21 protein-coding genes are annotated in these 20,355 nt (G+C 73.4%); 9 read left to right on the top strand and 12 right to left on the bottom strand.

Going from position 1 to position 20,355, the window contains the following annotated elements; genetic code table 11:
• Positions 1–12 precede the first annotated feature (12 nt).
• Both ACPPVO_RS25930 and ACPPVO_RS25935 read left to right on the top strand, forming a co-directional pair.
• Positions 13–711, top strand: coding sequence for a response regulator transcription factor (locus ACPPVO_RS25930; RefSeq protein WP_360394500.1), 699 nt, complete (start codon positions 13–15; stop codon positions 709–711).
• Between the two features lie 177 nt (positions 712–888).
• On the top strand, positions 889–1,884 hold the full coding sequence (locus tag ACPPVO_RS25935) for a helix-turn-helix domain-containing protein (RefSeq protein WP_426513744.1): 996 nt from the start codon (positions 889–891) through the stop codon (positions 1,882–1,884).
• Between the two features lie 38 nt (positions 1,885–1,922).
• Here ACPPVO_RS25935 and ACPPVO_RS25940 read toward each other — a convergent pair whose 3' ends face one another.
• The 3 genes from ACPPVO_RS25940 to ACPPVO_RS25950 form a co-directional block, all read right to left on the bottom strand.
• A complete protein-coding gene (locus ACPPVO_RS25940) occupies positions 1,923–3,512 on the bottom strand; it encodes an MBL fold metallo-hydrolase (protein WP_426513745.1) in 1,590 nt (529 codons plus the stop codon).
• A gap of 632 nt (positions 3,513–4,144) precedes the next feature.
• On the bottom strand, positions 4,145–4,942 hold the full coding sequence (locus ACPPVO_RS25945) for an AfsR/SARP family transcriptional regulator (protein WP_426513746.1): 798 nt from the start codon (positions 4,940–4,942) through the stop codon (positions 4,145–4,147).
• A 484-nt stretch (positions 4,943–5,426) separates the two neighbouring features.
• Entirely contained in the window at positions 5,427–6,023 is a 597-nt protein-coding gene (locus tag ACPPVO_RS25950; protein ID WP_426513747.1) for a nitroreductase family protein, read from the bottom strand.
• 727 nt (positions 6,024–6,750) lie between these two features.
• Between ACPPVO_RS25950 and ACPPVO_RS25955 the strand changes: the two genes are divergently transcribed.
• Positions 6,751–7,152, top strand: a complete 402-nt coding sequence (locus tag ACPPVO_RS25955; RefSeq protein WP_426513748.1) for a cold-shock protein — start codon at positions 6,751–6,753, stop codon at positions 7,150–7,152.
• A gap of 182 nt (positions 7,153–7,334) precedes the next feature.
• Here ACPPVO_RS25955 and ACPPVO_RS25960 read toward each other — a convergent pair whose 3' ends face one another.
• Positions 7,335–7,628, bottom strand: coding sequence for a hypothetical protein (locus ACPPVO_RS25960; RefSeq protein ID WP_426513749.1), 294 nt, complete (start codon positions 7,626–7,628; stop codon positions 7,335–7,337).
• 135 nt (positions 7,629–7,763) lie between these two features.
• Here ACPPVO_RS25960 and ACPPVO_RS25965 point away from each other — a divergent pair, with 135 nt between their 5' ends.
• A complete protein-coding gene (locus ACPPVO_RS25965) occupies positions 7,764–9,629 on the top strand; it encodes a sensor histidine kinase (protein ID WP_426513750.1) in 1,866 nt (621 codons plus the stop codon).
• Positions 9,629–10,270, top strand: coding sequence for a response regulator (locus tag ACPPVO_RS25970; RefSeq protein ID WP_426513751.1), 642 nt, complete (start codon positions 9,629–9,631; stop codon positions 10,268–10,270). Before ACPPVO_RS25965 ends, ACPPVO_RS25970 begins: the two co-directional genes overlap by 1 nt.
• Before the next feature lie 3 nt (positions 10,271–10,273).
• Here ACPPVO_RS25970 and ACPPVO_RS25975 read toward each other — a convergent pair whose 3' ends face one another.
• Genes ACPPVO_RS25975 through ACPPVO_RS25985 form a run of 3 tightly spaced genes read right to left on the bottom strand, consistent with a single transcriptional unit; the run spans position 10,274 to position 12,155 of the window.
• A complete protein-coding gene (locus tag ACPPVO_RS25975) occupies positions 10,274–10,744 on the bottom strand; it encodes a hypothetical protein (RefSeq protein ID WP_426513752.1) in 471 nt (156 codons plus the stop codon).
• A gap of 49 nt (positions 10,745–10,793) precedes the next feature.
• Entirely contained in the window at positions 10,794–11,234 is a 441-nt protein-coding gene (locus ACPPVO_RS25980) for a VOC family protein (RefSeq protein WP_426513753.1), read from the bottom strand.
• 12 nt (positions 11,235–11,246) lie between these two features.
• Complete coding sequence (locus tag ACPPVO_RS25985) at positions 11,247–12,155, bottom strand: NAD-dependent epimerase/dehydratase family protein (RefSeq protein WP_426513754.1); 909 nt, start codon at positions 12,153–12,155, stop codon at positions 11,247–11,249.
• Positions 12,156–12,199: 44 nt separating this feature from the next.
• Here ACPPVO_RS25985 and ACPPVO_RS25990 point away from each other — a divergent pair, with 44 nt between their 5' ends.
• The 3 genes from ACPPVO_RS25990 to ACPPVO_RS26000 all read left to right on the top strand — a co-directional run bounded on the left by ACPPVO_RS25990 (position 12,200) and on the right by ACPPVO_RS26000 (position 15,300).
• Positions 12,200–13,837, top strand: coding sequence for an FAD-dependent oxidoreductase (locus tag ACPPVO_RS25990; protein WP_426513755.1), 1,638 nt, complete (start codon positions 12,200–12,202; stop codon positions 13,835–13,837).
• A 105-nt stretch (positions 13,838–13,942) separates the two neighbouring features.
• Positions 13,943–14,887, top strand: a complete 945-nt coding sequence (locus ACPPVO_RS25995) for a sodium:calcium antiporter (protein WP_426513756.1) — start codon at positions 13,943–13,945, stop codon at positions 14,885–14,887.
• 41 nt (positions 14,888–14,928) lie between these two features.
• Positions 14,929–15,300, top strand: coding sequence for a DUF1330 domain-containing protein (locus ACPPVO_RS26000; RefSeq protein WP_426513757.1), 372 nt, complete (start codon positions 14,929–14,931; stop codon positions 15,298–15,300).
• Between the two features lie 24 nt (positions 15,301–15,324).
• Here the strand turns inward: ACPPVO_RS26000 and ACPPVO_RS26005 are convergent, their stop codons facing one another.
• From ACPPVO_RS26005 to ACPPVO_RS26015, 3 genes are read right to left on the bottom strand one after another with little or no spacing between them, the layout of a single operon-like run.
• Positions 15,325–15,726: a DUF6855 family protein gene (locus ACPPVO_RS26005; RefSeq protein WP_426513758.1), complete on the bottom strand. Its 402-nt coding sequence runs from the start codon at positions 15,724–15,726 to the stop codon at positions 15,325–15,327.
• A 56-nt stretch (positions 15,727–15,782) separates the two neighbouring features.
• The gene (locus ACPPVO_RS26010; protein ID WP_426513759.1) at positions 15,783–16,049 is read right to left on the bottom strand and encodes a hypothetical protein; all 267 of its coding nucleotides are present in this window, start codon (positions 16,047–16,049) and stop codon (positions 15,783–15,785) included.
• Positions 16,050–16,059: 10 nt separating this feature from the next.
• On the bottom strand, positions 16,060–16,995 hold the full coding sequence (locus ACPPVO_RS26015; RefSeq protein WP_426513760.1) for an NAD(P)/FAD-dependent oxidoreductase: 936 nt from the start codon (positions 16,993–16,995) through the stop codon (positions 16,060–16,062).
• Between the two features lie 86 nt (positions 16,996–17,081).
• Here ACPPVO_RS26015 and ACPPVO_RS26020 point away from each other — a divergent pair, with 86 nt between their 5' ends.
• A complete protein-coding gene (locus tag ACPPVO_RS26020; protein WP_426514696.1) occupies positions 17,082–17,657 on the top strand; it encodes a helix-turn-helix domain-containing protein in 576 nt (191 codons plus the stop codon).
• Here the strand turns inward: ACPPVO_RS26020 and ACPPVO_RS26025 are convergent.
• Together ACPPVO_RS26025 and ACPPVO_RS26030 are read right to left on the bottom strand one after the other, a co-directional pair.
• A complete protein-coding gene (locus ACPPVO_RS26025) occupies positions 17,654–18,739 on the bottom strand; it encodes a DUF6461 domain-containing protein (protein ID WP_426513761.1) in 1,086 nt (361 codons plus the stop codon). The two genes, ACPPVO_RS26020 and ACPPVO_RS26025, sit on opposite strands and share 4 nt — an antisense overlap.
• 26 nt (positions 18,740–18,765) lie before the next feature.
• Entirely contained in the window at positions 18,766–20,193 is a 1,428-nt protein-coding gene (locus tag ACPPVO_RS26030) for a tetratricopeptide repeat protein (protein ID WP_426513762.1), read from the bottom strand.
• Positions 20,194–20,355 lie beyond the last annotated feature (162 nt).

The following is a 20,355-nucleotide window of genomic DNA, read 5'->3' on the forward strand; positions in this document are numbered from 1 at the left end:
CTCTGGAGGCCGGTGGTGCACGGACCGGCGAAGGAGCGCGGCGGCATGGTCAAGGTGCTGATCGTCGACGACCACGAGGTCGTCCGGCAGGGCCTGCGGTTCATGCTGGCCCAGGAGCCCGGCCTCGAGGTCGTGGGCGAGGCCGCCGACGGCACGGCCGCGCTCGCCGAGATCCGCCGCACGCGCCCGGACGTGGTGCTGCTCGACATGGTCATGCCCGGGCTGGACGGGCTCGGGGTACTGCACGCGCTGCGCGGCGAGGAGCACCGACCGGGGGTCATCGTCCTGACGTCGTACTCCGACGAGCACAAAGCGATCGAGGCGGTGCGCGCCGGCGCTTTGTCGTACCTCCCCAAGACCACGACCGCCGACCGGGTCATCGAGGCCGTGCGGGCCGCGGCCACCGGCGGCAGCGTGCTCACCCCGAACGTCGCCGCCGCGCTCGTGCGGCGGTGGCGCGAACAGGACCGCGACGGGCCCCTCGAGCGGCTCTCGGCCCGGGAGCGCGACGTGCTCGTCGAGCTGTCCCGGGGCCGCTCCAACCGCGAGATCGCGCGCTCGCTGTCGCTGGGGGAGCAGACCGTGAAGTCGCACGTGTCGAGCATTCTGATGAAGCTCGACCTTCAGGACCGTACCCAGGCCGCCATCTTCGGGCTCCAGCACGGCCTGGTGCCGCTCGGGGACGCGTTGCGCGACCCGTCCGGCGACTGAGCGGCGCGGCCGAGTCGACGGCGTTCAAGTCCGCTTTTACCGATCGGAATCGTATCGATGCGCCGGGTGGCCGTCTACCATTGAGCGAGTGGGCGGCGGGCGTCCAACAGCGTCGGCGACGCAGTTGTACACAGCCACCCGGTTCGGCCAAGGAAGAACGAGCTTCGGGGAGCCGCCTTGGAACAGCCGCCGTTTCTGCAGTTGCTGCCCGGACATCGAGCGCCGGACGACCCCGGCCCGACCGAGCTGTCCGAGCCCGAATGGTTACCGGTCCGCTCGTTACGCCCCGCCGACACGCCCCGCCAGCTCGGCGAGGACGTCGAGCACACGCGGATGCTGGCCCGCATCGACGCCCGCTTCCCGCCGATTATCGTGCACCGTCCCACGATGCGGGTCATCGACGGGATGCACCGGCTGGGGGCCGCGGTCCTGCGCGGCGACGAGCTCATCGAGGTCCGCTACTTCGACGGCAGTGAGCAGGAGGCGTTCGTCCTCGCCGTGCAGAGCAACATCGCGCACGGGCTGCCGCTGTCGCTCGCCGACCGCTCCCGGGCCGCCGAGCGGATCATCGCCGCCGCGCCCGGCTGGTCCGACCGGGCCATCGCCGCCGCCGCCGGGCTCGGCGCCCGCACGGTCGCCAACATCCGGCGTCGCCTGCGGATCCAGTCCGACAGCGAGGTACGGGCCCGCACCGGCCGCGACGGCCGGGTGCGCCCCCTCGACGGTGCCGGAGGCCGGCTCCGGGCCGCGCACATCATCCGCGAGCGTCCCGGTGCGTCGCTGCGGGAGGTGGCCCGCGAGGCCGGGGTCTCGCCGTCGACCGTCCGCGACGTCCGGCGCCGCCTGGAGCGGGGCGAGGATGCGGTGCCGCCGGCTCGTCAGCGGCGCAACGCGAAGGCGGGCCGCCCGGCGGTGACGTCGCCGGACGGCCCGGATCTCGCCGCGATGCTGCAGGGCCTGCAGAACGATCCGGCGCTGCGTTTCAGCGACTCGGGCCGGCAGCTGCTGCGCTGGATACTCTCGCGGGCCATCCACTCGGAGGAGCGGCTCGAGGTCATGGACAAGGTGCCCCCGCACTGCACGTACCTCATCGCCAACGTCGCCCGCTCGTGCGCCGACGAATGGCTGCGGCTGGCGGATCGCCTGGAACGCGAGGGCATCGGTACCGATTGAAGGCCGGCGAATCCCGCCGGCCCTCGACCAACAGTGTGCTACCAGCGCCACTCACGCTGGTTGAACAGGTGCTCGGCGGTGATGCCGTTGTCGGTGCACCAGCCGATGAACTCGTCGATCTGCTTGAGCTGGTACGTGTCCTCGGTGTACGTCGTCGCCATGACGTGCCCCTGCCAGCTCTCCTCGCCCATGGCGTAGATGTAGGCCTCGTCGGCATCGAGCTCGCGCATGATGTCGGCCGCCTGCTTGGCGTTGGAGCCGGACAGCTTGCGGGAGTCGCTCATCTTCTTCGTCACCGGACGGGTCAGCAGCCCCTGGTACAGCCACGTCAACGGGGCCCCGTCGCACTCCATGCCGAGGAACGCCATGTCCACCTTGCCGAGGTGGCCCTTGATGTAGCGGTACAACACCGGGTCGATGCCGGACGAGTCGGCCCCGATGAACGCGGTGGCGCCGGCCAGCTGCACCAGGAACGTGGACTTCGCCCGGATGTCGAGGTCGGAGTGCTCGCCCAGGAACGGTGTGGCGACGATCCGGCCGCCTTCGAAGGGTACCTCGTCGAAGTCGTCGACCTCGATGACGTTGAACCCGATCGCCTTGAGGTACAGGCCGATCGACGGGTCGCACAGGTTCCCCCGCGAGGACCGCGGCACGACGACGGCGCCGATCCGGCCGCGCAGGGCGATCAGCGTCTCGAGGACGATGTGGTCCTGGTGGCCGTGGGTGATGAGGACGTAGTCGATGCGGTCGGGCAGGTCGTCGAGGGTGTAGCGGTCGCCGTGCCGGTTGTCCGTGCTGATGAACGGGTCTGTGACGATGGCGACGTCGGGCGTCTGCAGGACGAGGCAGGCGTGGCCGAAGTACCGGATGCGCCCGCCGTTTTCGATGTGCCGGTCGGGGGAGAGGCTGGGCGCGTCGGACAGCAGCGTGGCGAGCTGCGCGGCCTGCGCGTCGTTGAGCTCGAGCGCTTCCCGCAGCCGGCCGAGGGTGGTCGGTGCGGTGCGTGCGGCGAACAGGGTGTCGAGGCCGGGGTGGCCGAAGTGCAGCGGCAGGTCGAGGACGCCGGGCATCGGCAGGCGCGGCGTGCTCAGGATGAACGGGCGCTCGACCCCCGTGTCGAGGGACAGCTGGACCGACTGCCGCCCGCGGTCGTACACCGGGCTGGTGTAGACGAGCGGTTCGATGTACCGCATCGAGGCCTGGTTGTTCGTGTCGTACGCCAGCTCGACGAGGCCGTTGAGCGCCGACGGGAGCTTGGGGTAGAAGGGCGTCAGGTCGAAGCCGCTGGCCTGCTGCTCGAGCATGGCCTCGGCCTCGGCGACCGCGGCGGCGAAGGCGAGCATGTCGGCGCGGTCGCGTTTGATGCCGTCGAGCAGTTCGGCGACCTCGTTGCTGCGGGACTCCTCGATGTTCACGAAGTAGCCGCCGCGCAGCGCCGGGTTGTTGCTGGCGGCCAGGTGCACCTGCGGGTTCTGTACGTACGACTCGAGCAGCGGCACCTGCAGGTTGGCCAGGTTCATCGACGCCTGGACCGGCGCGACGATGTGCATCCAGGCGAAGAATCGATCGACCAGCGGCTCGATGATGGCGTTGGATCGCAGGAACACCGGCTCGTCGGGCAAGCCCATGGTGGGCTCCCTCCATCTCGGGAACGGTCGGCCCGCACGGCGGGACGCGGAAACGCGCAGCGGTCCGGCCGCCGCGAGAGTCATGATGCCGCTGCCACGACCATGTGCGGCACCTCGCCGGAGGCCGGTCTAGTGGCTCACGATCGGCGCGCCAACGCGGCTCCACCCCGACCGTCCAACTGCCGCGCGCCGCGCAGTTGGACCGTGCCCGCGCATGCCCGTGCTGAGCCATGCCGGCGGTGTCCCGTGCGCGCCGTGCCGTTGTCCATGTGCCGCGCCGTGCCGTGCGAGGCCGTGCCGCGCCGTGCGAGGCCGTGCCGCGCCGTTTAACTGCGCGCGTGCCGTGCATACGCCGTGCCGTGCCGGGCCGTTTAGCTGCGCGCGTGCTGTGCATATGCCGTGCCGTGCCGTGCCGTGCCGTGCCGTGCCGTGCCGTGCGCCGTGCCGTGCACACCGTGCCGTGCGTGCGCCGTGCCCTCCCGTGTGGGCCCGTGGTGCGCCGTGCGTGCCCGTGGTGCGACGCCGTGTGCTGTGCCGTGACCGTTCCAAACCGTGCCGGTTGCGGCATGCTGGCGCCCGGCTGGCGTGGAATGCACAACCGGGCGACGGCGGTGTGAGGATCGGTGCGCGGCTCAGCAGATGGGAATCTGGGTCGTGCGCAGTCGCGCCGGCGCGGTGATGTCAGCGGGCGCCGTGTGGTTGAGCACGGCGCGGTGGAGGTGCTGCAGCTCGGCGCCGGGCTCGATACCGAGGGTGTCGCGAAGCCGGCGGCGGAAGTGTGCGTAGTGCTGCAGGGCCTCGGTCTGACGGCCGGAGGCGTACAGGGCGTGCATGAGCTGGGCTCGGAAGAGCTCGTGGTACGGGTGGTTGGCAACGGTCTTGTGCAGCTCGGAGATGATGCTGCGCGCGTGGCCGAGGGTGATCTCGGTGTCGAACAGCTCCTCGTAGGCGGTGATCCGCTCGTTGTTGAGGATCGTGGCCTGCTGCGTGATCGTGTCGCCCGGGATGCCGGTCAGTGCGTTGCCCCGCCAGAGGCCGAGGGCCCGTCGCAAGTTGGTCGCGGTGGCCTGGAGTTCACCGGTCTCGGCGTGTACGCCGGCGTCGCAGATGTGCTGGTGGAAGTGGTGCAGGTCGATGGTGTCGGGATCGGCGTGCAGGGCGTAGCTGTCGATGTTCGTCTGCAAGGTGACGTCGGGAATGGGTTTGAGCAGTTGCCGGAGGCGGTAGATATAGGACTGAATGGTGGTCTGGGCCGTGGCGGGCGGCCGGTGGTCCCAGGTGTAGCGGATGAGCTGGTCGGTGGTCACGTCGTGGTTGGGGTTGAGCAGTAAGGCGGCGAGCACGGCGCGCTGTTTGGGCGCGGTGATGCGAATGTTCTGATCCGCGGTCCGGATCTCGAGGCTGCCGAGGATGGCGAAGTGCAAGGGCATCGAAGCTCCCGCTTTCAGAGTGGCCGAGGCGGCGTGGGCGCCGTGCATGGCGCGCGGGGCGTCAGCGGGAGTGGGCCGCACCGTCTGTTGTGTCGACGGCACGGCGCGACCGCCGGGGTGTCCGGCGGTCGTGTTGGTTCTGCAGCGTCGGCGGCACCGTGCCCGTCCGGCGGGACGAGGTGCGCCGGTGATTGATGTTTCCCCGTTGAGGTCCCCGTGATCTCTGCCTGTCGCCGGGAATCGTATCGATGGGTTTTTTCACCGTCCAGTACGACCAGTTCCGGTCCCCGGCGGCGGGGTGTGCGACTGCGTCGCATGCATCAGTCGGACACCCGCTGTACGTCCGCGCGCGTGCGATGACTTGATGCCGGCGCCGCGCTCGGTGACACTGCGAGTGGCCTGTGCAGTCCGGCGACCCGGCCAGGCAGGCGACGGTGCCGGTGAGATGGTCGGGTTGCGTCGATGATGCTGCTCGGCGACCCGGTCAGGATGCGTCGACGCTCGCGTGATGCCGCAGGGCGGTGACCTTTTCGGCGACGTCCGGCAGTGTTCGCGGCGGCAGCAGTCGGCCGTTGATCGGGCTGCCGATGTACAGCCAGCCCAGCGCACGCTCGTCCGGCCCCAGTCCCAGCAGCGCCCGTACGGCCGGCGAGTCCGTGTGCGAACCCGTGCGCCAGATGCTGCCGTACCCGCGCTCGTGCAACAGCAGCATCATTGCGTGACTCATCAGGCTCGTCGCCGCGAGCTGCTCCCACTCCGGCACGCGGTGGCCCGGCCGGGGCTGGAACACGAGCGTCGCCAGCAGCGGTGCGCGCAACGGCTTCGCGGCCGCGTCGCCGGCCCGAGCGGCGTCGACGTCCGCGGCGAAACACTCGCCGAGCGCGTCGCGGCCCGCCCCGCGCACGAGTAACCAGCGCCACGGCCGCAGCTGCCCGTGGTCGGGCGCGGTCGCCGCGATCGCGAGCAGCTCGGCGAACTCCCCGTTGTCGGGCGCGGGCTCGGTCAGCCGGTGCTGGCTGCGGCGAGTCAGCATCGCGGTCAGCACGTCCATGCCGGGTGACTCCCGTCGGTCGATGTCCACGCCGAGGCCGGTCGCGATGGATGCCGGCGGCCGAGCCTGGCACCAGCGGGGGCCGGCCCGGCAAAGCACGGCCAGCCGCCCGACGACCAGGCCGCCCGAGCCTGGCACCGCCCGCGCCGGCCCGGCAACGTACGGCCAGCGGCCCGACAACCGGGCACCACCGGCGCGCCACCTCCCAGAGGTCTGCCACGATCGCGCTGCCCGGCCAACCGGCAACGCACGCACGGCACGACGTAGCGGGATCGCATGGCTGGTGCACGGCACGGGCACGCACGGCACGGCACTTGGCGCGCACGGCACGGGGCGCGCACGGCACGGGGCGCGCACGGCACGGGGCGCGCACGGCACGGCACGGCACGGCACGGTATGGGACGGGGCGGCACGGCACGGCACGGCACGGGACGGGGCGGCACGGCACGGTGTGGGACGGGGCGGCACGGCACGGTGTGGGACGGGGCACGCACGGCACGGGCACGCACGGCATGGGGCACACACGCACGGCACGGGGCACGCACGCACGGCACGGGGCACGCACGCACGGCACGGGGCACGCACGCACGGCACGGGGCACGCACGGGGGAGCGCACGGCACGGGGTAGGTCGCCCCCACCACCGCTCGGGGTTCCGCTGGTGGCGGGCTGGGGTGGCCCTGGCGCGTCCGTGCCGAGTGCCCACGTCCGGTGCTACACCTGATGCCGCGTTCCGGCGGACATAAGGGGTGGTTGTTGTGGCGGTGGGTACGATCCTGCGGTACGACGAGATCCGCGGCTATGGATTCATCGCGCCGGCCGGTGGTGGTGATGATGTGTTCGTGCACGCCAATGACTTCGGCGAGCGTCGGCACCAGGTGCATCCCGGGCTGCATGTGGAGTTTGAGGCGGAGTACGGCGAGCGTGGCCCCAAGGTGTCGGCCGTCCGGCTGCTGGAGGAGGCTCCGGTCGAGCCGAAGGGCCGGACGACCTCTGGTGATGACGAAGCGCTGTGCGACGTGCTCACCGCGGCCCAGTTTCGCACGGAGGTGACCGAGGTATTGCTCCAGCACGTGTCGACGCTCACCGCGGCTCAGGTCGTGCAGGTGCGGACGAAGCTTGTCGACCACGCGCGCGCCCACGGCTGGGTAGAGAGCTGACCGCGGGCCGCCTCAGGTGGTGAGATCGACTGATCGGCGGTCGCGGCTCGGGGTCGTCAGGGTGACCGCGGGCCGCCTCACGTGGCGACGCGGACCGGGCGGCGATTGCGGCGCAGGACCGCCAAGAACTAGGCGTTCAACGCCGCCAGGCTGAAACGCCGCCAGGCTGACTGGCACCCGCCTCACGCGGCCAGGTCTACCGGCCGCCGGTCGCGGCGCCGGGTCGCCAGGCGGTGGCCCAGCCACACCAGCCCGAGGCCGGCCCCGAAGATGATCGCGTTCACGACCGCGTAAGGCACCATGTCCGCCGTGGTGGGATTCGCCGGGAATGCCGAGGTATCGCCCCTGACCCAGGCCGCCAGCAGTACCGCGGTCTGGAAAGTGAAGACGAACCCGTGAACGCCCACATAAGCGACGAAAGCCGCAACACGCCGCCGGACGAAGAAGCCGATCGGGAGCGGCAGGACGAGCATCACAATGAGTTCCATGCCAGGGATTCTTCGGCGGCACCGTAGCGGAGGGCCTCCAGGCCCGCACCGGGAAGCGGCCCGGATGGGCATTGCGTGCCAGCTCGGATGACTCCGGGCCGAGCGCTCGGTCATGATGGACCCGTGCCGGTCCTGCTGCCCGTGGCGGTCTACCTGGCCGGCGTGGTCGGGCAGGCCCTCAGCGGCGCCGGGGGCGACGGTCCGTTCGTGCTGGCCGTGATCGGCTCGCTACTGGCCGTTCCGGTCGCCCTGGGTGCGCTGCTCGGGCGGCGCGCGCCCGACAGCCCCGTCGGGCCGGCCCTGGCCTGGGTCGGGGCGGCGCCGGCGGCCGCGTTCTGGATGCAGGAGTGGGGGCGGTTCGGCGGGGGCGCCTGGGTCTGGAACCTTGCCGGCTTCGTGGCGCTGTGCCTGGTCTTCCCGTCGGGGCTGCCGACCGGGCGGCGCTGGCGGCTCGTGCCCGCGGGCTGCGTCGCCGCCGGGGTGTACGTGCACGCGCTGCTGTCGTCGGAGCTGATGAACGGGCGGTACTGGCTGCCGCTGGCGCTCACCGGGTACGCGGTCGTGCTCGCCGCGCTCGCCGCGGCCGTCACCGCGCTCATCGTGCACTACCGCCGGGGCGACGATACGACCCGGCAGCGGGTGCGCTGGCTGATGCTCGGCGCGCTGAGTGTGCCGATCCTGCAGGCCGCCGGCTGGGTCGCGCAGGGGCTGGGGGCGCCGCCCGGGTTCGCGTACCTCGGGCTGTTCGCGGCGCTGCTGCTGGCGCTGCCGGCCGCGATCGTGGTGGCGGTACTGCAGCACGACCTGCTCGACATCGACCGGCTCATCGGCTCGACTCTGGCCTGGGTGCTCACCACGCTCGGGTCGGCCGGGGTGTTCGCGCTCGCGGTGACCCTGATCGGCGAGGCCGTGCCCGATCGCCGGCTCGGCACCGCCGCCGCCGCGTTCGGTACCGCCCTCGTGCTGCTGCCCATGCACCGGCGGCTCAACACGCTCGTCGGGCGGTTCGTCGACCGCGACCGGTACGTGGGCGAGGCCCGCGTGCAGCGCTTCGTGCAGCAGGTGCGCGACGGCGCGGCCGAACCGGAGCGGGCCGAGGACGTGTTCCGCTCGGTGCTGGGCGATCCCGGGCTGCGGCTGCGGCTGCGCCTGCCCGGCCGCGACGCGTTCGTCCGCCTCGACGGTACGCCCGACCCCGTCGGCGGCGAGCCCGGCCGGGTGGTGCCGCTGCGCTCCGGCGCCACCGACGTCGGCGAGCTGGTGCTGTCGGCCGGTTCGCCGCGCCGCCTGCGCCGGGCCCGGGAGCTCGCGCTCGCCGCCCGGCTGCCGATCGAGGTCAGCCGGCTGCGGCTGGAGCTGCGCGAGGCCCTGCGCGACGTGCGCGACAGCCGGGCCCGGCTGTTGCAGGCGGGCGCGGCCGAGCGCCGGCGGCTCGAACGGGACCTGCACGACGGCGCGCAGCAGCGGATCGTCAGCGTCGGCATGCGCCTGCGCTCCACCCAGCGCGGGCTCGCGGCGGACAGCCCCGCGTACCGTGACCTCGATCTTGCCGTTGAGGCGCTCGAGGCGACAATCGCCGAGCTGCGTCAGCTTGCGCACGGCCTGCGCCCGAGCCGGCTCGACGACGGGCTGCCCGCGGCGGTGCGGGCCCTGGTCGCCGACGCCCCGCTGGACGTGCGGGTCCGGGTGGCCGACGTGCGGACCACCGAGGCCGTCGGGACGACCGTCTACTTCGCGGTCGCCGAGGCGTGGGCGAACGCCCTCAAGCACGCCGGGGCCGGCTGCGTCGACGTCACCGTGGCCCCGACGGACGACGGCGCCCTGCTGGCCGCGGTCGCCGACGACGGCGTCGGCGGCGCCGGTGACCTGACCGCCGTGCGGGACCGGGTGGCGTCGCTGGGCGGCACCCTGCGGGTCGACAGCCCGCCCGGCGGCGGCACGCGCATCGAGGTCCGAATTCCCGGCGCCGTACTCCCGGAGGAGAACTGATGCGCATCGTGCTGGCCGACGACTCGGTGCTCTTCCGCGAGGGCATCATCCGCCTGCTCACCGACGCGGGGCACGAGGTCGCGGCCGCGGTCGGCGACGCCGATGCGCTGCTGCGGGCCGTCGACGAGCAGGCGCCCGACCTCGCCGTCATCGACATCCGGATGCCGCCGACGATGACCGACGACGGCGCGCGGGCCGCCCGGCAGCTGCGCGAGACCCACCCCGGCCTGCCGATGATCCTGCTGTCCCAGCACGTGGAGACCCGCCACTCGGTGTCCCTGGTCGCTTCGGGCGGCTTCGGGTACCTGCTCAAGGACCGCGTCCTGCGCGTCGACGACTTCCTCGACGCGGTGCGCCGGGTGGCCGGGGGCGGCTCGGCCCTCGACCCCGACGTGGTGGGCGCGCTGCTGGCCCCGGGCCGCCGCGACGACCCGCTGGCGCTGCTCAGCGAGCGGGAGCGCGAGGTCCTCGCGCTGGTGGCGGAGGGCCACTCGAACCTGGCGGTCGCGGCGCGGCTGCACCTCGGCGAGCGCACGGTGGAGAGCCACATGCGCACCATCTTCCAGAAGCTGCGCATCCTCGACACGGGGGAGAGCCACCGCCGGGTGCTGGCCGTGCTCGCCTACATCGCGCCGGCCTAGCCCTCAGCCCTTGTGCTGGCGGATCATCGCGTTCAGGTCGTTCGCCCAGGCCTGGGCCACCCCGCGGCGGTACGCGCCGAGCGCCGTGACGGTGACCGTCAGACGGTCGCGCTGCGGCGGGACGACATAGTGGATCGTCGGGTTGTACAGCGTCGGGCCGGACGTCATCCGCTGGTGGTTGGCCCGCACATCCGCGTGCGACAGCCACTCCCAGGGCAGGTAGGTCGTGGACAGCAGCTCGCGGACCTTGAGCCCCGTCGCGGTCGGGATCACGCCGACCATCGACACGCGGACCGCGCCGGCGAGGCACAGCAGCGCGCCGGCGCCCCAGATGACCAGGCCGGTGTCGTGATCGGCGGCGCCCGGGTCCTCGAAGATGCCGAGCGCGCCGCACAGCACGGCGAAACCCAGCAGCGCCAGGACGGCCACCAGGTTCCACTTGCGCGAACGCAGGACGCGAACGCCGCGCTTCACGCCCCCATGGTACGTACCGCGCGGCCCCGCGGACAGCGTGCGCCGCGCCTCAGCCGAGCTCTTCGGCCAGCCCGACGATGATGCCCTCGGGACCGCGGAGGTAGCAGAGCCGGTAGATGTCCTCGAACCGCACCACCTCGCCGACGAGCTCGGCGCCGTGGCCGCGCAGGCGGGCGACGACCTCGTCGATGTCGTCGACGGCGAACATGACCCGGCGGATGCCCAGCGTGTTCGCCGGGGCGACCTTCGGCTCGGCGCGGATCGCGGCCGGCTGGTGGAACTGCGCCAGCTCGATGCGGCCGGGGGCGCCCGGAATCCGCAGCATGGCGACGTCCTGCCGGACATCCGAGACGCCGATGACGCGCTCCACCCAGGGCCCCTCGACCGGCCCCTTGCCCTCCAGCTCCATGCCGAGCTCGACGAAGAACGCGATGACGGCGTCGAGGTCCTCGACCACGATGAGTACGTTGTCCATTCGCCGGATTGCCACGGGCGATCTCCTTCAGCGTGGGTTGGCGGCGCGCCACGCGACGTAGTCGGCGACGGCCGCGGCGATGTCGAACGCGGGCGTGAAGCCGGTGTCCGCGGTGAGCCGGGTGATGTCGAGGTACGGGTCGCCGCCGGCGCCGGGGCGCAGCTCGAGGCGCAGGCCGGGGACGATCGCCTCGAGGGCGGCGGCCAGGTCGCGGTTCGTGGTCCGCCGGCCGCTGGACACGTTGTAGATCCGGTGCCGCAGCGCCGGCGCGGTCGTCAGCAGGGCGATCGCGCGGCCGGCGTCGGGCGCGTAGCAGCTGTCGCCGCCGTCGCCGGCGTACCGGGGCGCGGGCCGCTCGCCGCGGAGGACGGCGTTGAGGTACGGCATCATGGGGTTGAACGGCGACTCCGGATCCATCAGCGGTCCCCAGACGCTGCCGATGCGCAGGACGACCGGCTGCACGCCGGTGCCGCGCAGGCCGTCGAGGGTCAGCGGCTCGACGGCCTTCTTGAACGCGATGATCGGATGCGGCGACTCCGCGGCGGGCAGCGCAAGCTCCTCGTGCCACGGGATCTCGGTGCGGCCGAGGTACACGCCGAGGCTGCCGGCCACCACGAAGCGGCGCACACCCCAGGTGCGGGCGGCGTCGAGCGCGTTGAGCAGGCCGGTCGTGTCGGCGCGGAAGTAGTCGACCGGGTTCTCGCCGGGGATGGAGCCGGCTAGGTGGACGATGTCGCCGATGTCGTGCCGGTCGGCGAGGGCGAGGAAGGCGTCGCGGTCGGTGACGTCGAGCGGCTCCACGGCGACCTTGCCGGCGAGGAATGACGGTACGCCGGCCCGGCGGTGGGCGGTGACCACGACCTCGTGCCCCAGGTCGACGAGCGCCCGGGCGGTGTGCGCGCCGATCATGCCCAGGCCGCCGGTCACGAGGATCATGGGCTTTACTCTAGGCCCAGGTGCCGAACCTTTGGAGGAGCCCGATGAGCAGCGCACCAGCCCCCGACGAGCGGACGCGCTACTCCTCGCGGCGCGCCGACGGCGTCGACGCCGAGTCCTGGCCGCAGTTCGGCGAGGACGACCGGCGGCTGCTGGAAGCGGCGGGCCGGGTGGTCTCCGCGGAACCGGGCGAGATCCTGTGGGACGGCGGCGAGCCGTACGACCTGTACGTCGTCCTCGCCGGCGGGGTCTGCCTCGTGGACCGGCGCGACGACCGGGTCGTGGTCGTGGTGGAGCCCGGCGACTTCGTCGGCGAGCTCGGCATGCTGATGGGGCAGCCGGCCTTCCTCGCCGGCGTCGCCATGGCCGGTACCACGCTGCTGCGGGTGGGGGTCGCGGACCTGCGCCGCATCATCGCGACCGCGGTGGAGCTCGGCGACGTGCTGCTGTCCGCGTTCGACGCCCGCCGGCGCATGCTGTCGCGGTGGGGCGAGGGCGGCCTGGTCCTCGCCGGCGACGACGACGTCCGCCTGCGCCGGCTGCAGGAGTTCGCCGAGCGCAACCATGTGCCCTACCGGCTGGTACTGCGCTCCGACGCGCCCGCGTGGACCGACCTCGCGGCGACGTGCGCGCTCCCGGCGGCGGGCGCGGCCGTGGTGACGGGGCAGGGGCAGGTCCTGACCGAGCCGACGGCCCGCGACCTGGCCACCGCCGTCGGACTCGACCTCGGCGGGCTCGCCGACCACGCCTGGTGCGACCTGCTCGTCGTCGGGGCCGGGCCGGCGGGCCTGGCCGCGGCCGTCTACGGCGCCTCCGAGGGCCTCGACGTCGTGCTCGTCGACGACGTCGCCCCGGGCGGGCAGGCCGGCACCTCGTCGCGGATCGAGAACTACCTGGGCTTCCCGCGGGGGATCTCCGGCCGCGAACTGGCCCGGTCGGCGATGGTACAGGCGGTGAAGTTCGGGGCCCGGCTCGTCTGTCCCCGCTCGGTCACCGGGTTGTCGCGCGGCCCCGACGGGTTCCTCGTCCGGCTGGACGACCAGACCGGCGTCGCCGCGCGCGCCGTGGTCGTCGCGAGCGGCGTGCGGTACCGGCGGCTGGCGCACCTCCCCGGCGTCGCCGACCTGGAAGGGCGGGGCGTCTACTACGCCGCCACCGAGATCGAGGCCCGCGCCTGCCTCGGCCGGGACGTGGTCGTCGTGGGCGGGGCCAACTCGGCGGGCCAGGCCGCCCTGTTCCTCACCCGGCACGCGAACCGCGTCCACGTCCTCATCCGCCGCGACGACCTCACGGAGACCATGTCCAGCTACCTCGCGCAACGGCTGACCCACCACGAACGGATCACCGTCCACCCCCGGTCGGAACTGGCCGCCGCGCGCGGCGAGGACCGGCTGACCCACCTCACCTGGCGGGACGGGATCGCGCACCGGGACGTCGACGTCGAGGCCGGCGGGCTGTTCCTGATGATCGGCGCGGTCCCGCGTACCGGCTGGCTGCGCGACGCGGGCGTCGAGCTCGACGACAAGGGCTTCGTGGCGACGCACGGGGCGTTCGAGACGTCGGTGCCGGGCCTGTTCGCCGTCGGCGACGTCCGCGCCGGCTCGGTCAAGCGGGTCGCCTCCGCCGTCGGGGAGGGATCGGTGGTCATCTCCGCGGTGCACGCCTTCCTCGCCGCGGCCTGACGCTGGGCGATGCCTTGCGGCGCGGCGCTACCGTGAGACCCGGTGTGCCGGGAAGCCTGGTCGGCGGCAGGTCATACGCTGCCCGACGAGGTGGGGGACGAGCCCGTGACAACATCGCTGGCGGCCGTGCTGGCCGGCCTGCTCATCCTGACCGCGGGCGCCGACCAGCTCGTGGTCGGCGCCGGCCGCCTGGCCCGCCGGTACGGTGTCGCGCCGATCGTCGTCGGTGTCGTGATCATCGGGCTCGGCACGAGCGCACCGGAGTTCGTGGTCTCCACGCTCGCCGCCGCCCACGGTCATGCCGACCTCGCCCTGGGCAATCTCGTGGGCTCGAACATCATCAATCTCACGCTCATCCTGGGTATCGCCGGCCTGGTCCGGCCGATCGCCGTGCGATCGTCCGTGCCGCGCCGGGAGGCGCCGTTCGCCGTCGCCGGGGTGCTGCTGTTCGCGGTAGCCGCGTTCGTCGGCCTCGGCCGGGCCGCGGGTGCGGTCCTCGCCCTGGCGACGGTAGGGGCGACCGTGCTGGTGCTGCGCACTGCACGGGCCGGAGCCGACGACCCGATGCCGGCCGAGGTCGGGTCGTTCCTGGACTCCGGGGCGCGGCCGGCCCGGAAGTCCCTCGAGGCCGTACGGACGATCCTCGGGCTGGCCGCCACGCTCGGCGGGGCCCAGCTGCTCACCTGGGGCGCCGCCGTGGTGGCGGGCGGCCTCGGCGTAGCGCCGGCGGTGATCGGCTTGACGGTCGTCGCGTTCGGGACATCGCTCCCGGAGCTGTTCACGGCCGTGCAGGCACAACGGCGCGGCGACGGTGATCTCCTGGTCGGCAACCTGCTGGGCAGCAACCTGTTCAACAGCGTGGCCGGCGGCGGCCTGGTCGGCCTGGCCGGGCGCGGGGAGCCCGCGCGGCTCGGCTACCCGGTTCTCGCCGCGATGGTCGCGGTGACGCTGGTGTCCTGGCTGGTGCTGTACCGGCGGTACCGGGTGACCCGGATCGAGGCGGCGCTGTTGCTGGTCGCCTACGCGATGACGCTGCCGCTGATCGGGTGACCACGCCTCGTCCGGCACCTCGCACGCATACACTCGTGCGCATGGCTGTCGACCCGACCGGCCCGGACTTCGCCGCCTTCCTGGCCGAGGACCCCGACGAGCCGGTGGTGATGCTCAACCTGCTGCGGTTCGCCGAGGGCGGCCGTGCGCTGTACCAGGAGTACGCCCGCGCCTTCAGCCGGACCATCGCACCGCGGTACGGGGCCGAAGTCGTCTACGCCGGCGACGGCGGGCCCGCCCTCGTCGCCGAGGACGGTCAGCAGTGGGACGCGGTGCTGCTGGTGCGGTACCCGAACCGGCGGGCGTTCAGCCGGCTGGTCGCCGACCCCGAGTACCAGCAGATCACCCACCTTCGCAGCCGCGCCCTGCGCGAGGCGGTGCTCCAGCCGACACGGCCATGGGGCGGCGCGTGAGCGGCCGGGCGTCGTAGGGCCCGGTCAGATCGCGCGCATCCGGTTGTTCCGCGCGTCGTGGGTCAGCTCGGCCCGGCCGAGCTCCTCCAGCAGCGGCGGCAGGTACATCCCGAACCGGCCGCGGTAGCCCTTGCGCAGCCCGTACCAGCCGCCGACCGGGTTGCCCGGCGACCGGCCCCATGCCTCCACCGTGCCGTCGGCGGCCGGCTTGTTCTCGTCCGCCGCGCCGAGCGGCACCCAGTCGTCCTGCTCCCGCAGCCAGGCGTGCAGGTCCTCGATCGCCCGGAGCTGATAGGTCAAACGCGTCGAGCCGACCTGGCACACGAGCGCCGGCGGGTCGGCGGCCTCGTCGCGGTACATCGTGTACTCCGAGGACCCGGGCGGGGTACGCAGTACCCACGGGTCGTCCTTCGTGCCAGCCGCCATGACCGCGACTGTAGGTCGACCGGCGGGGCACCCGGGCCGGAACGGCCGAGATACGACTACCTGGGTGGCCGGGTTCCCCTACCGCCGAGCACGCGGCCGCGCAGCCGGTGCAGCTGTGGCATCAGGCCGTAGATGACGATCGGCACGGCGATCGTGGCCAGCACGAAGGTACGCAGGACGGGTGACATCGGGGCGAGCCAGCGACCGAGCACCAGATTCAGTACGGTGAGGGTCGGGAACACGGCCAGCCAGATCATCGCGGCCAGCTCGTGCTTGGTCGGCGGGCGCGTCCCGGCGGACGGGGCGTTCGGCGCGGAGGCCATGGTGACTCCTTCAGGAGGTGACGGCGCCGATGGTCGCGGCGGCGCGGACGGCGTTGTCCACGTCCTGGTCCACGAGGTCGGCGTTGATGGCGACGGCGGCCGCGGAGCCGGCCCCGGCGGCGGTGATGACCTGGGCGCGAGGGTCGGTGACGTTGCCGGCGGCCCAGACGCCGGGGACGGAGGTGCGGCCGGTGGCGTCCGTGGCGATCCAGCCGTCGCCGTCGGTGGCACAGCCGAGACCGACGAGGAGGCGGTTGTTGGGCACGAACCGGGGCGGCACGAACAAGGCGTCGCAAGGTACGTCACGCCCGTCGTCCAGCCGCACACCGCGCAGGCGATCGTCCGCGACGACCAGTCGCTCGACGGTGCCCTCGACGACCTCGATGCCGCGGGCCGCCAGCCGGGTGCGCTGGGCGGCGGCCAGCGTGCCGGGCGGGCTGAGATAGACGAGGTCGTCGGTCCACTGCCGGACGATCTGCGCGTACCGTACCGCCGCCGGCGTCACCCCGAGAACGCCGAGCCGGCGGTCGCGGACCTCGTGGCCGTGACAGTACGGGCAGTGCAGGACGTCGCGGCCCCATCGGTCCCGAAGCCCCGGGAGGTCCGGAAGCTCGTCGCGCAGGCCGGTCGTGACCAGGAGCTGCCGGGCCCGGATGGGCCCCTCACCGGCGAGGACGAGCGAGAATCCGTCCCGGCCCGGCGTGACCGCGGTGACGGTACCGGCGATGATCTCACCGCCGTAGCCCCGCACCTCGCGACGGCCCGCCGCCAGCAGCTCCATGGGTGGCGTACCGTCGCGCGACAGGTAGCCGTGCATGTGAGCGGCCGGCGCGTTGCGCGGCATGCCCGCGTCCACCACGAGGACCTTGCGCCGAGCCCGGGAGAGCACGAGTGCCGCGGACAACCCCGCGGCGCCGCCACCGATGACGGCTACGTCGTAAGTCATGTCACCAGGTTCGAGCCATCCCGGCCGCCGGCCAACGAAAGTTGCTGTTTCCGGGAAACCGGCGTGGGATAGACCCCGTGCAGGACATGCCCACGGCGATCGCCGTCGCGCTCGACCAGGTCGGGTCCCGGCTCAAGGGACTCCGCGCCCAGCGCCGGATCACCCTGACCGGCCTCGCGGAGATCACGGGCATCTCGAAGAGCACGCTGTCGCGGCTCGAGAACGGGCAACGCCGGCCGACCCTGGAAATCCTGCTCGCGTTGTCGCTGGCGTACCGGGTGCCGCTGGACGACCTCGTCGGCGCCCCCGAGGTCGGCGACCCGCGAATCCGCCTCAAACCCGGGCTCCTCAAAGGCCGGACGGTCATCCCGCTGACCCGGCAACCCGACGGCGTGCAGGCGTGGAAGATCGTCATCCCGGCCGGGAAGGCCGACCCGGAGCCGCGGGCGCACGACGGACACGAATGGATCTATGTCCTGTCCGGGCGCATGCGGCTCGTCGTCGGCCGCCGGGACTGGACCCTCGACGCCGGCGAGGTCGCCGAGTTCGACACCCAGGAGCCGCACTGGTTCGGCAGCACGGGCGACGGGCCCGTCGAGATCCTCAGCATCTTCGTGCGGCCCGGCGAACGCATGAACGTCCGGACGGAGTCTCCGTGCTAGCGGGCCAGGCCGGCCACGACGGCCGCGTGGGCGGCCGGATCGGTGAGAGGAGCCGGGCCGGTGCTGAGGGGATAGAGCGCCGTCCGCACCGCGATGTCCGGGTCGGGGTACAGCGCGCCGCGCAGGGCCAGGGTGAACCAGCCGAACAGGTAGCCCCGTTGCCGGTCGGCGTCGGTCATCCGTTGGCCGGCGTGGTCGTTGAGGGACTGACCGGCGGTCGTGGCGTACCGCAGCCAGCCGCGGACCTCGCGGCCGAGCGGCGACGCCACCGGTACCCCGGGGAACCGGCCGGCCTCGGCGGCGGCGAGCGTGTCGGCGAGACCGGGCGCGTCGGCGACCCGCAGCAGCCCGGCGATGCGGCGGGCCTCCGCGACGGCCACGGCCCGCTTCGCCTCCGGGCTGGCGGCGTCGACGGCCGCGACGAGCTCGGCCCGCTGCGGACGCTGCCCGAACGGGTCCGGTGACAGGGAGCCGCCGCTCGGGCGGGCCGCGGTGAACCACGGGTCGAACTGGGCCGACAGCATCGGGCCGGTCAAGGCGTCCGGGCTGGGCAGGCCGCCGGCGATGGTGGCGGCCAGGAGCACGGCCCGGGCGACCGGTTCGTCGGGGCCCTCGTCGGCGGGGGCGATCGGTCCGAGGCCCACCGCGTGCAGCTGCGCGGTCAGGCGGCCGGGGTCGGTGCCCCAGAACTCGTGCGGATAGCCGGGATCGAACCCGGTCACCTCCTCGCCGTCGACGGCGTAGGTGAAGCGGGGCGACGCGTAGTCGTGGCGCAGCACCGACACCGCCTCGGTGCCGTGCGAGACGGTGGCCAGCAGCGGGCCGGCGCACTCGAAGCCGTCCGGCTCGAGGCACACCGTCCAGCCGTCCCGGGTGACGGCGCCGGCGAGGCTCGGATAGCCGGCGTCGAACGAGCTCTGCCGCTCGTACATCTCCTCGGGGCTCAGCTCCGCGAACGTGTCCGGGTACGCGCCCATCCGGGTCAGTGCCTCGCGGGCGTCGAGGCCCCGCACGAACGTCAGGCAGAAGATCTCCCCGAGCGCCTCGCAGAGCTCGACCGCCCGCTCCAACCCGTCCGTCATCATCGCAGGATATCGGGCCGAACCGGTCAGCCGGTGGTCAGTTCGGCCAGGAGGGACCGGGCGGCCCGGCGGGCGTCGGCCGCGTCGCCGGGGTGCCCGGCCGCGTCGTGGGCGTCGCCCAGCCGGCCGAGGATGGCGGCCTCGGCGCGCCGATCGCCGATCGCATGCATGATCTCCAGGGCCTGACCGAAGACGTCGATGGCCTCGGTGTGCCGGCCGAGGCGGTGCTTGGCGTACGCGATGCTGTCCAGGGTCGCGGACCGGCCCCACGGGTCGTTGCCGTCCGCGTACAGCTCCAGCGCCTGCTCGCAGTGGGTGAGGCCGGCGGCCTGGTCGCCGAGCTCCGCGTGGTACCAGCCGATGAGGTTGAGCGCGTCCGCTTCGCCGCCCCGGTCGCGCACCCGGCGGTACAACCGCAGCGCCTCACGGGCGTGGGCGATGGCGGCCGCGGAGTCCCCTTCGTTCGCCGCGCGCCCCGATCTGATGCGGTGCATGTGGGCCACGCCGGCGTCGTCGCCGAGGGCGGTGAACAGCGCGGTCGCGTGGTCGAGATGGACGCCGGCGGCGTCGATGTGGTCGCGGCGGCCGTGGACGCGGCCGAGCCGTCCGTGGGCCCGGGAGACCGCGCCGTGCGCGCGGGCCTGCCCGGCCCGGTCGGCGGCGCGCGTCGCGGCCCGCAGGGCGAGGGTCTGCACGGCCAGGCTCTGGTGCCAGCGGCCGCGCCGTTCGAGGAAGGTGTCGACGGCCCAGGCCAGCTGCCAGCAGAGGACGTCGAGGCCGAGGTCGTACGCCTGCGCGATCGCCGCCGTCAGGACCTCGTGCTCGGCGTCGAACCAGGTCATGGCGGCGGCCAGGCCGGCGAACCGTTCGGGGGTCACGCCCTCGGCCGGCGCGCCGGCGGCGATGGGGTCACGCTGTGGGCCGAGACGCGCCGCGGCCGCGCACGCCGAGTGCAGGTGGTGGTCGTGGATGCGCCGGCGGGCCCCGTCGCGCTCGCCGGCCGGACGGGCCGCGATCTGTTCGGCCGCGTAGGCACGGAGCAGATCGTGCAGGGTGTACCGGCCGGCGCGATGCTCGTCCACGAGGTGAGCGCGGGCGAGGGTGGCCAGCATGCGCCCGGCGGCGTCCGGCGTCACCCCGGCCAGGCCGGCGGCGGCCGGGACGGTGAGGTCCGGGCCCGGGTGCAGGCCGAGCAGGCGGAACAGCCGGGCGGCGGCGGGCGGCACGAGGTCGAACGACCACGAGAACACCGCGCGGACGTCGACGGCCGGGTCGTCGTCGGCGAACGCGGTCAGGCCGCCGGCCGCGCCGCGCAGCCCGCCGGCGAACGCGGACAGCGGCAGGTGCGGCTGCAGGGCGGCGCGCGCGGCGACGATGCTCAGGGCCAGCGGCAGGCCGGCGCAGCGGGCGACGATCTCGTGCAGCGGCTCCGGCTCCGCGGCCGCACGTTGCACGCCGATGCGGTACTCCAGCAGCGACCGCGCTCCGGCATCCGCCAGCGGACCCAGGACCAGCGGGCAGGCCCCCCTCGCGGGCGACGAGCCCACTGAGCCGATGGCGGCTGGTCACCAGGACGACGCAGCCCGGCCCCCCGGGCAGCAGCGGACGCACCTGGC

This window comes from Dactylosporangium sp. McL0621, from assembly GCF_049995355.1.
Classification (GTDB): Bacteria; Actinomycetota; Actinomycetes; order Mycobacteriales; family Micromonosporaceae; genus Dactylosporangium.

What these genes read in the sequence shown, in the direction of transcription:
- ACPPVO_RS26020 (WP_426514696.1), top strand. Translation starts at nt 17,082, where the DNA reads ATGCCCACGGCGATCGCCGTCGCGCTCGACCAGGTCGGGTCCCGGCTC.
- ACPPVO_RS25985 (WP_426513754.1), bottom strand. Translation starts at nt 12,155, where the DNA reads ATGATCCTCGTGACCGGCGGCCTGGGCATGATCGGCGCGCACACCGCC.
- ACPPVO_RS26005 (WP_426513758.1), bottom strand. Translation starts at nt 15,726, where the DNA reads ATGGCGGCTGGCACGAAGGACGACCCGTGGGTACTGCGTACCCCGCCC.
- ACPPVO_RS25970 (WP_426513751.1), top strand. Translation starts at nt 9,629, where the DNA reads ATGCGCATCGTGCTGGCCGACGACTCGGTGCTCTTCCGCGAGGGCATC.
- ACPPVO_RS25945 (WP_426513746.1), bottom strand. Translation starts at nt 4,942, where the DNA reads ATGCCCTTGCACTTCGCCATCCTCGGCAGCCTCGAGATCCGGACCGCG.
- ACPPVO_RS25940 (WP_426513745.1), bottom strand. Translation starts at nt 3,512, where the DNA reads ATGGGCTTGCCCGACGAGCCGGTGTTCCTGCGATCCAACGCCATCATC.
- ACPPVO_RS26025 (WP_426513761.1), bottom strand. Translation starts at nt 18,739, where the DNA reads ATGACGGACGGGTTGGAGCGGGCGGTCGAGCTCTGCGAGGCGCTCGGG.
- ACPPVO_RS26010 (WP_426513759.1), bottom strand. Translation starts at nt 16,049, where the DNA reads ATGGCCTCCGCGCCGAACGCCCCGTCCGCCGGGACGCGCCCGCCGACC.
- ACPPVO_RS25990 (WP_426513755.1), top strand. Translation starts at nt 12,200, where the DNA reads ATGAGCAGCGCACCAGCCCCCGACGAGCGGACGCGCTACTCCTCGCGG.
- ACPPVO_RS26000 (WP_426513757.1), top strand. Translation starts at nt 14,929, where the DNA reads ATGGCTGTCGACCCGACCGGCCCGGACTTCGCCGCCTTCCTGGCCGAG.
- ACPPVO_RS26015 (WP_426513760.1), bottom strand. Translation starts at nt 16,995, where the DNA reads ATGACTTACGACGTAGCCGTCATCGGTGGCGGCGCCGCGGGGTTGTCC.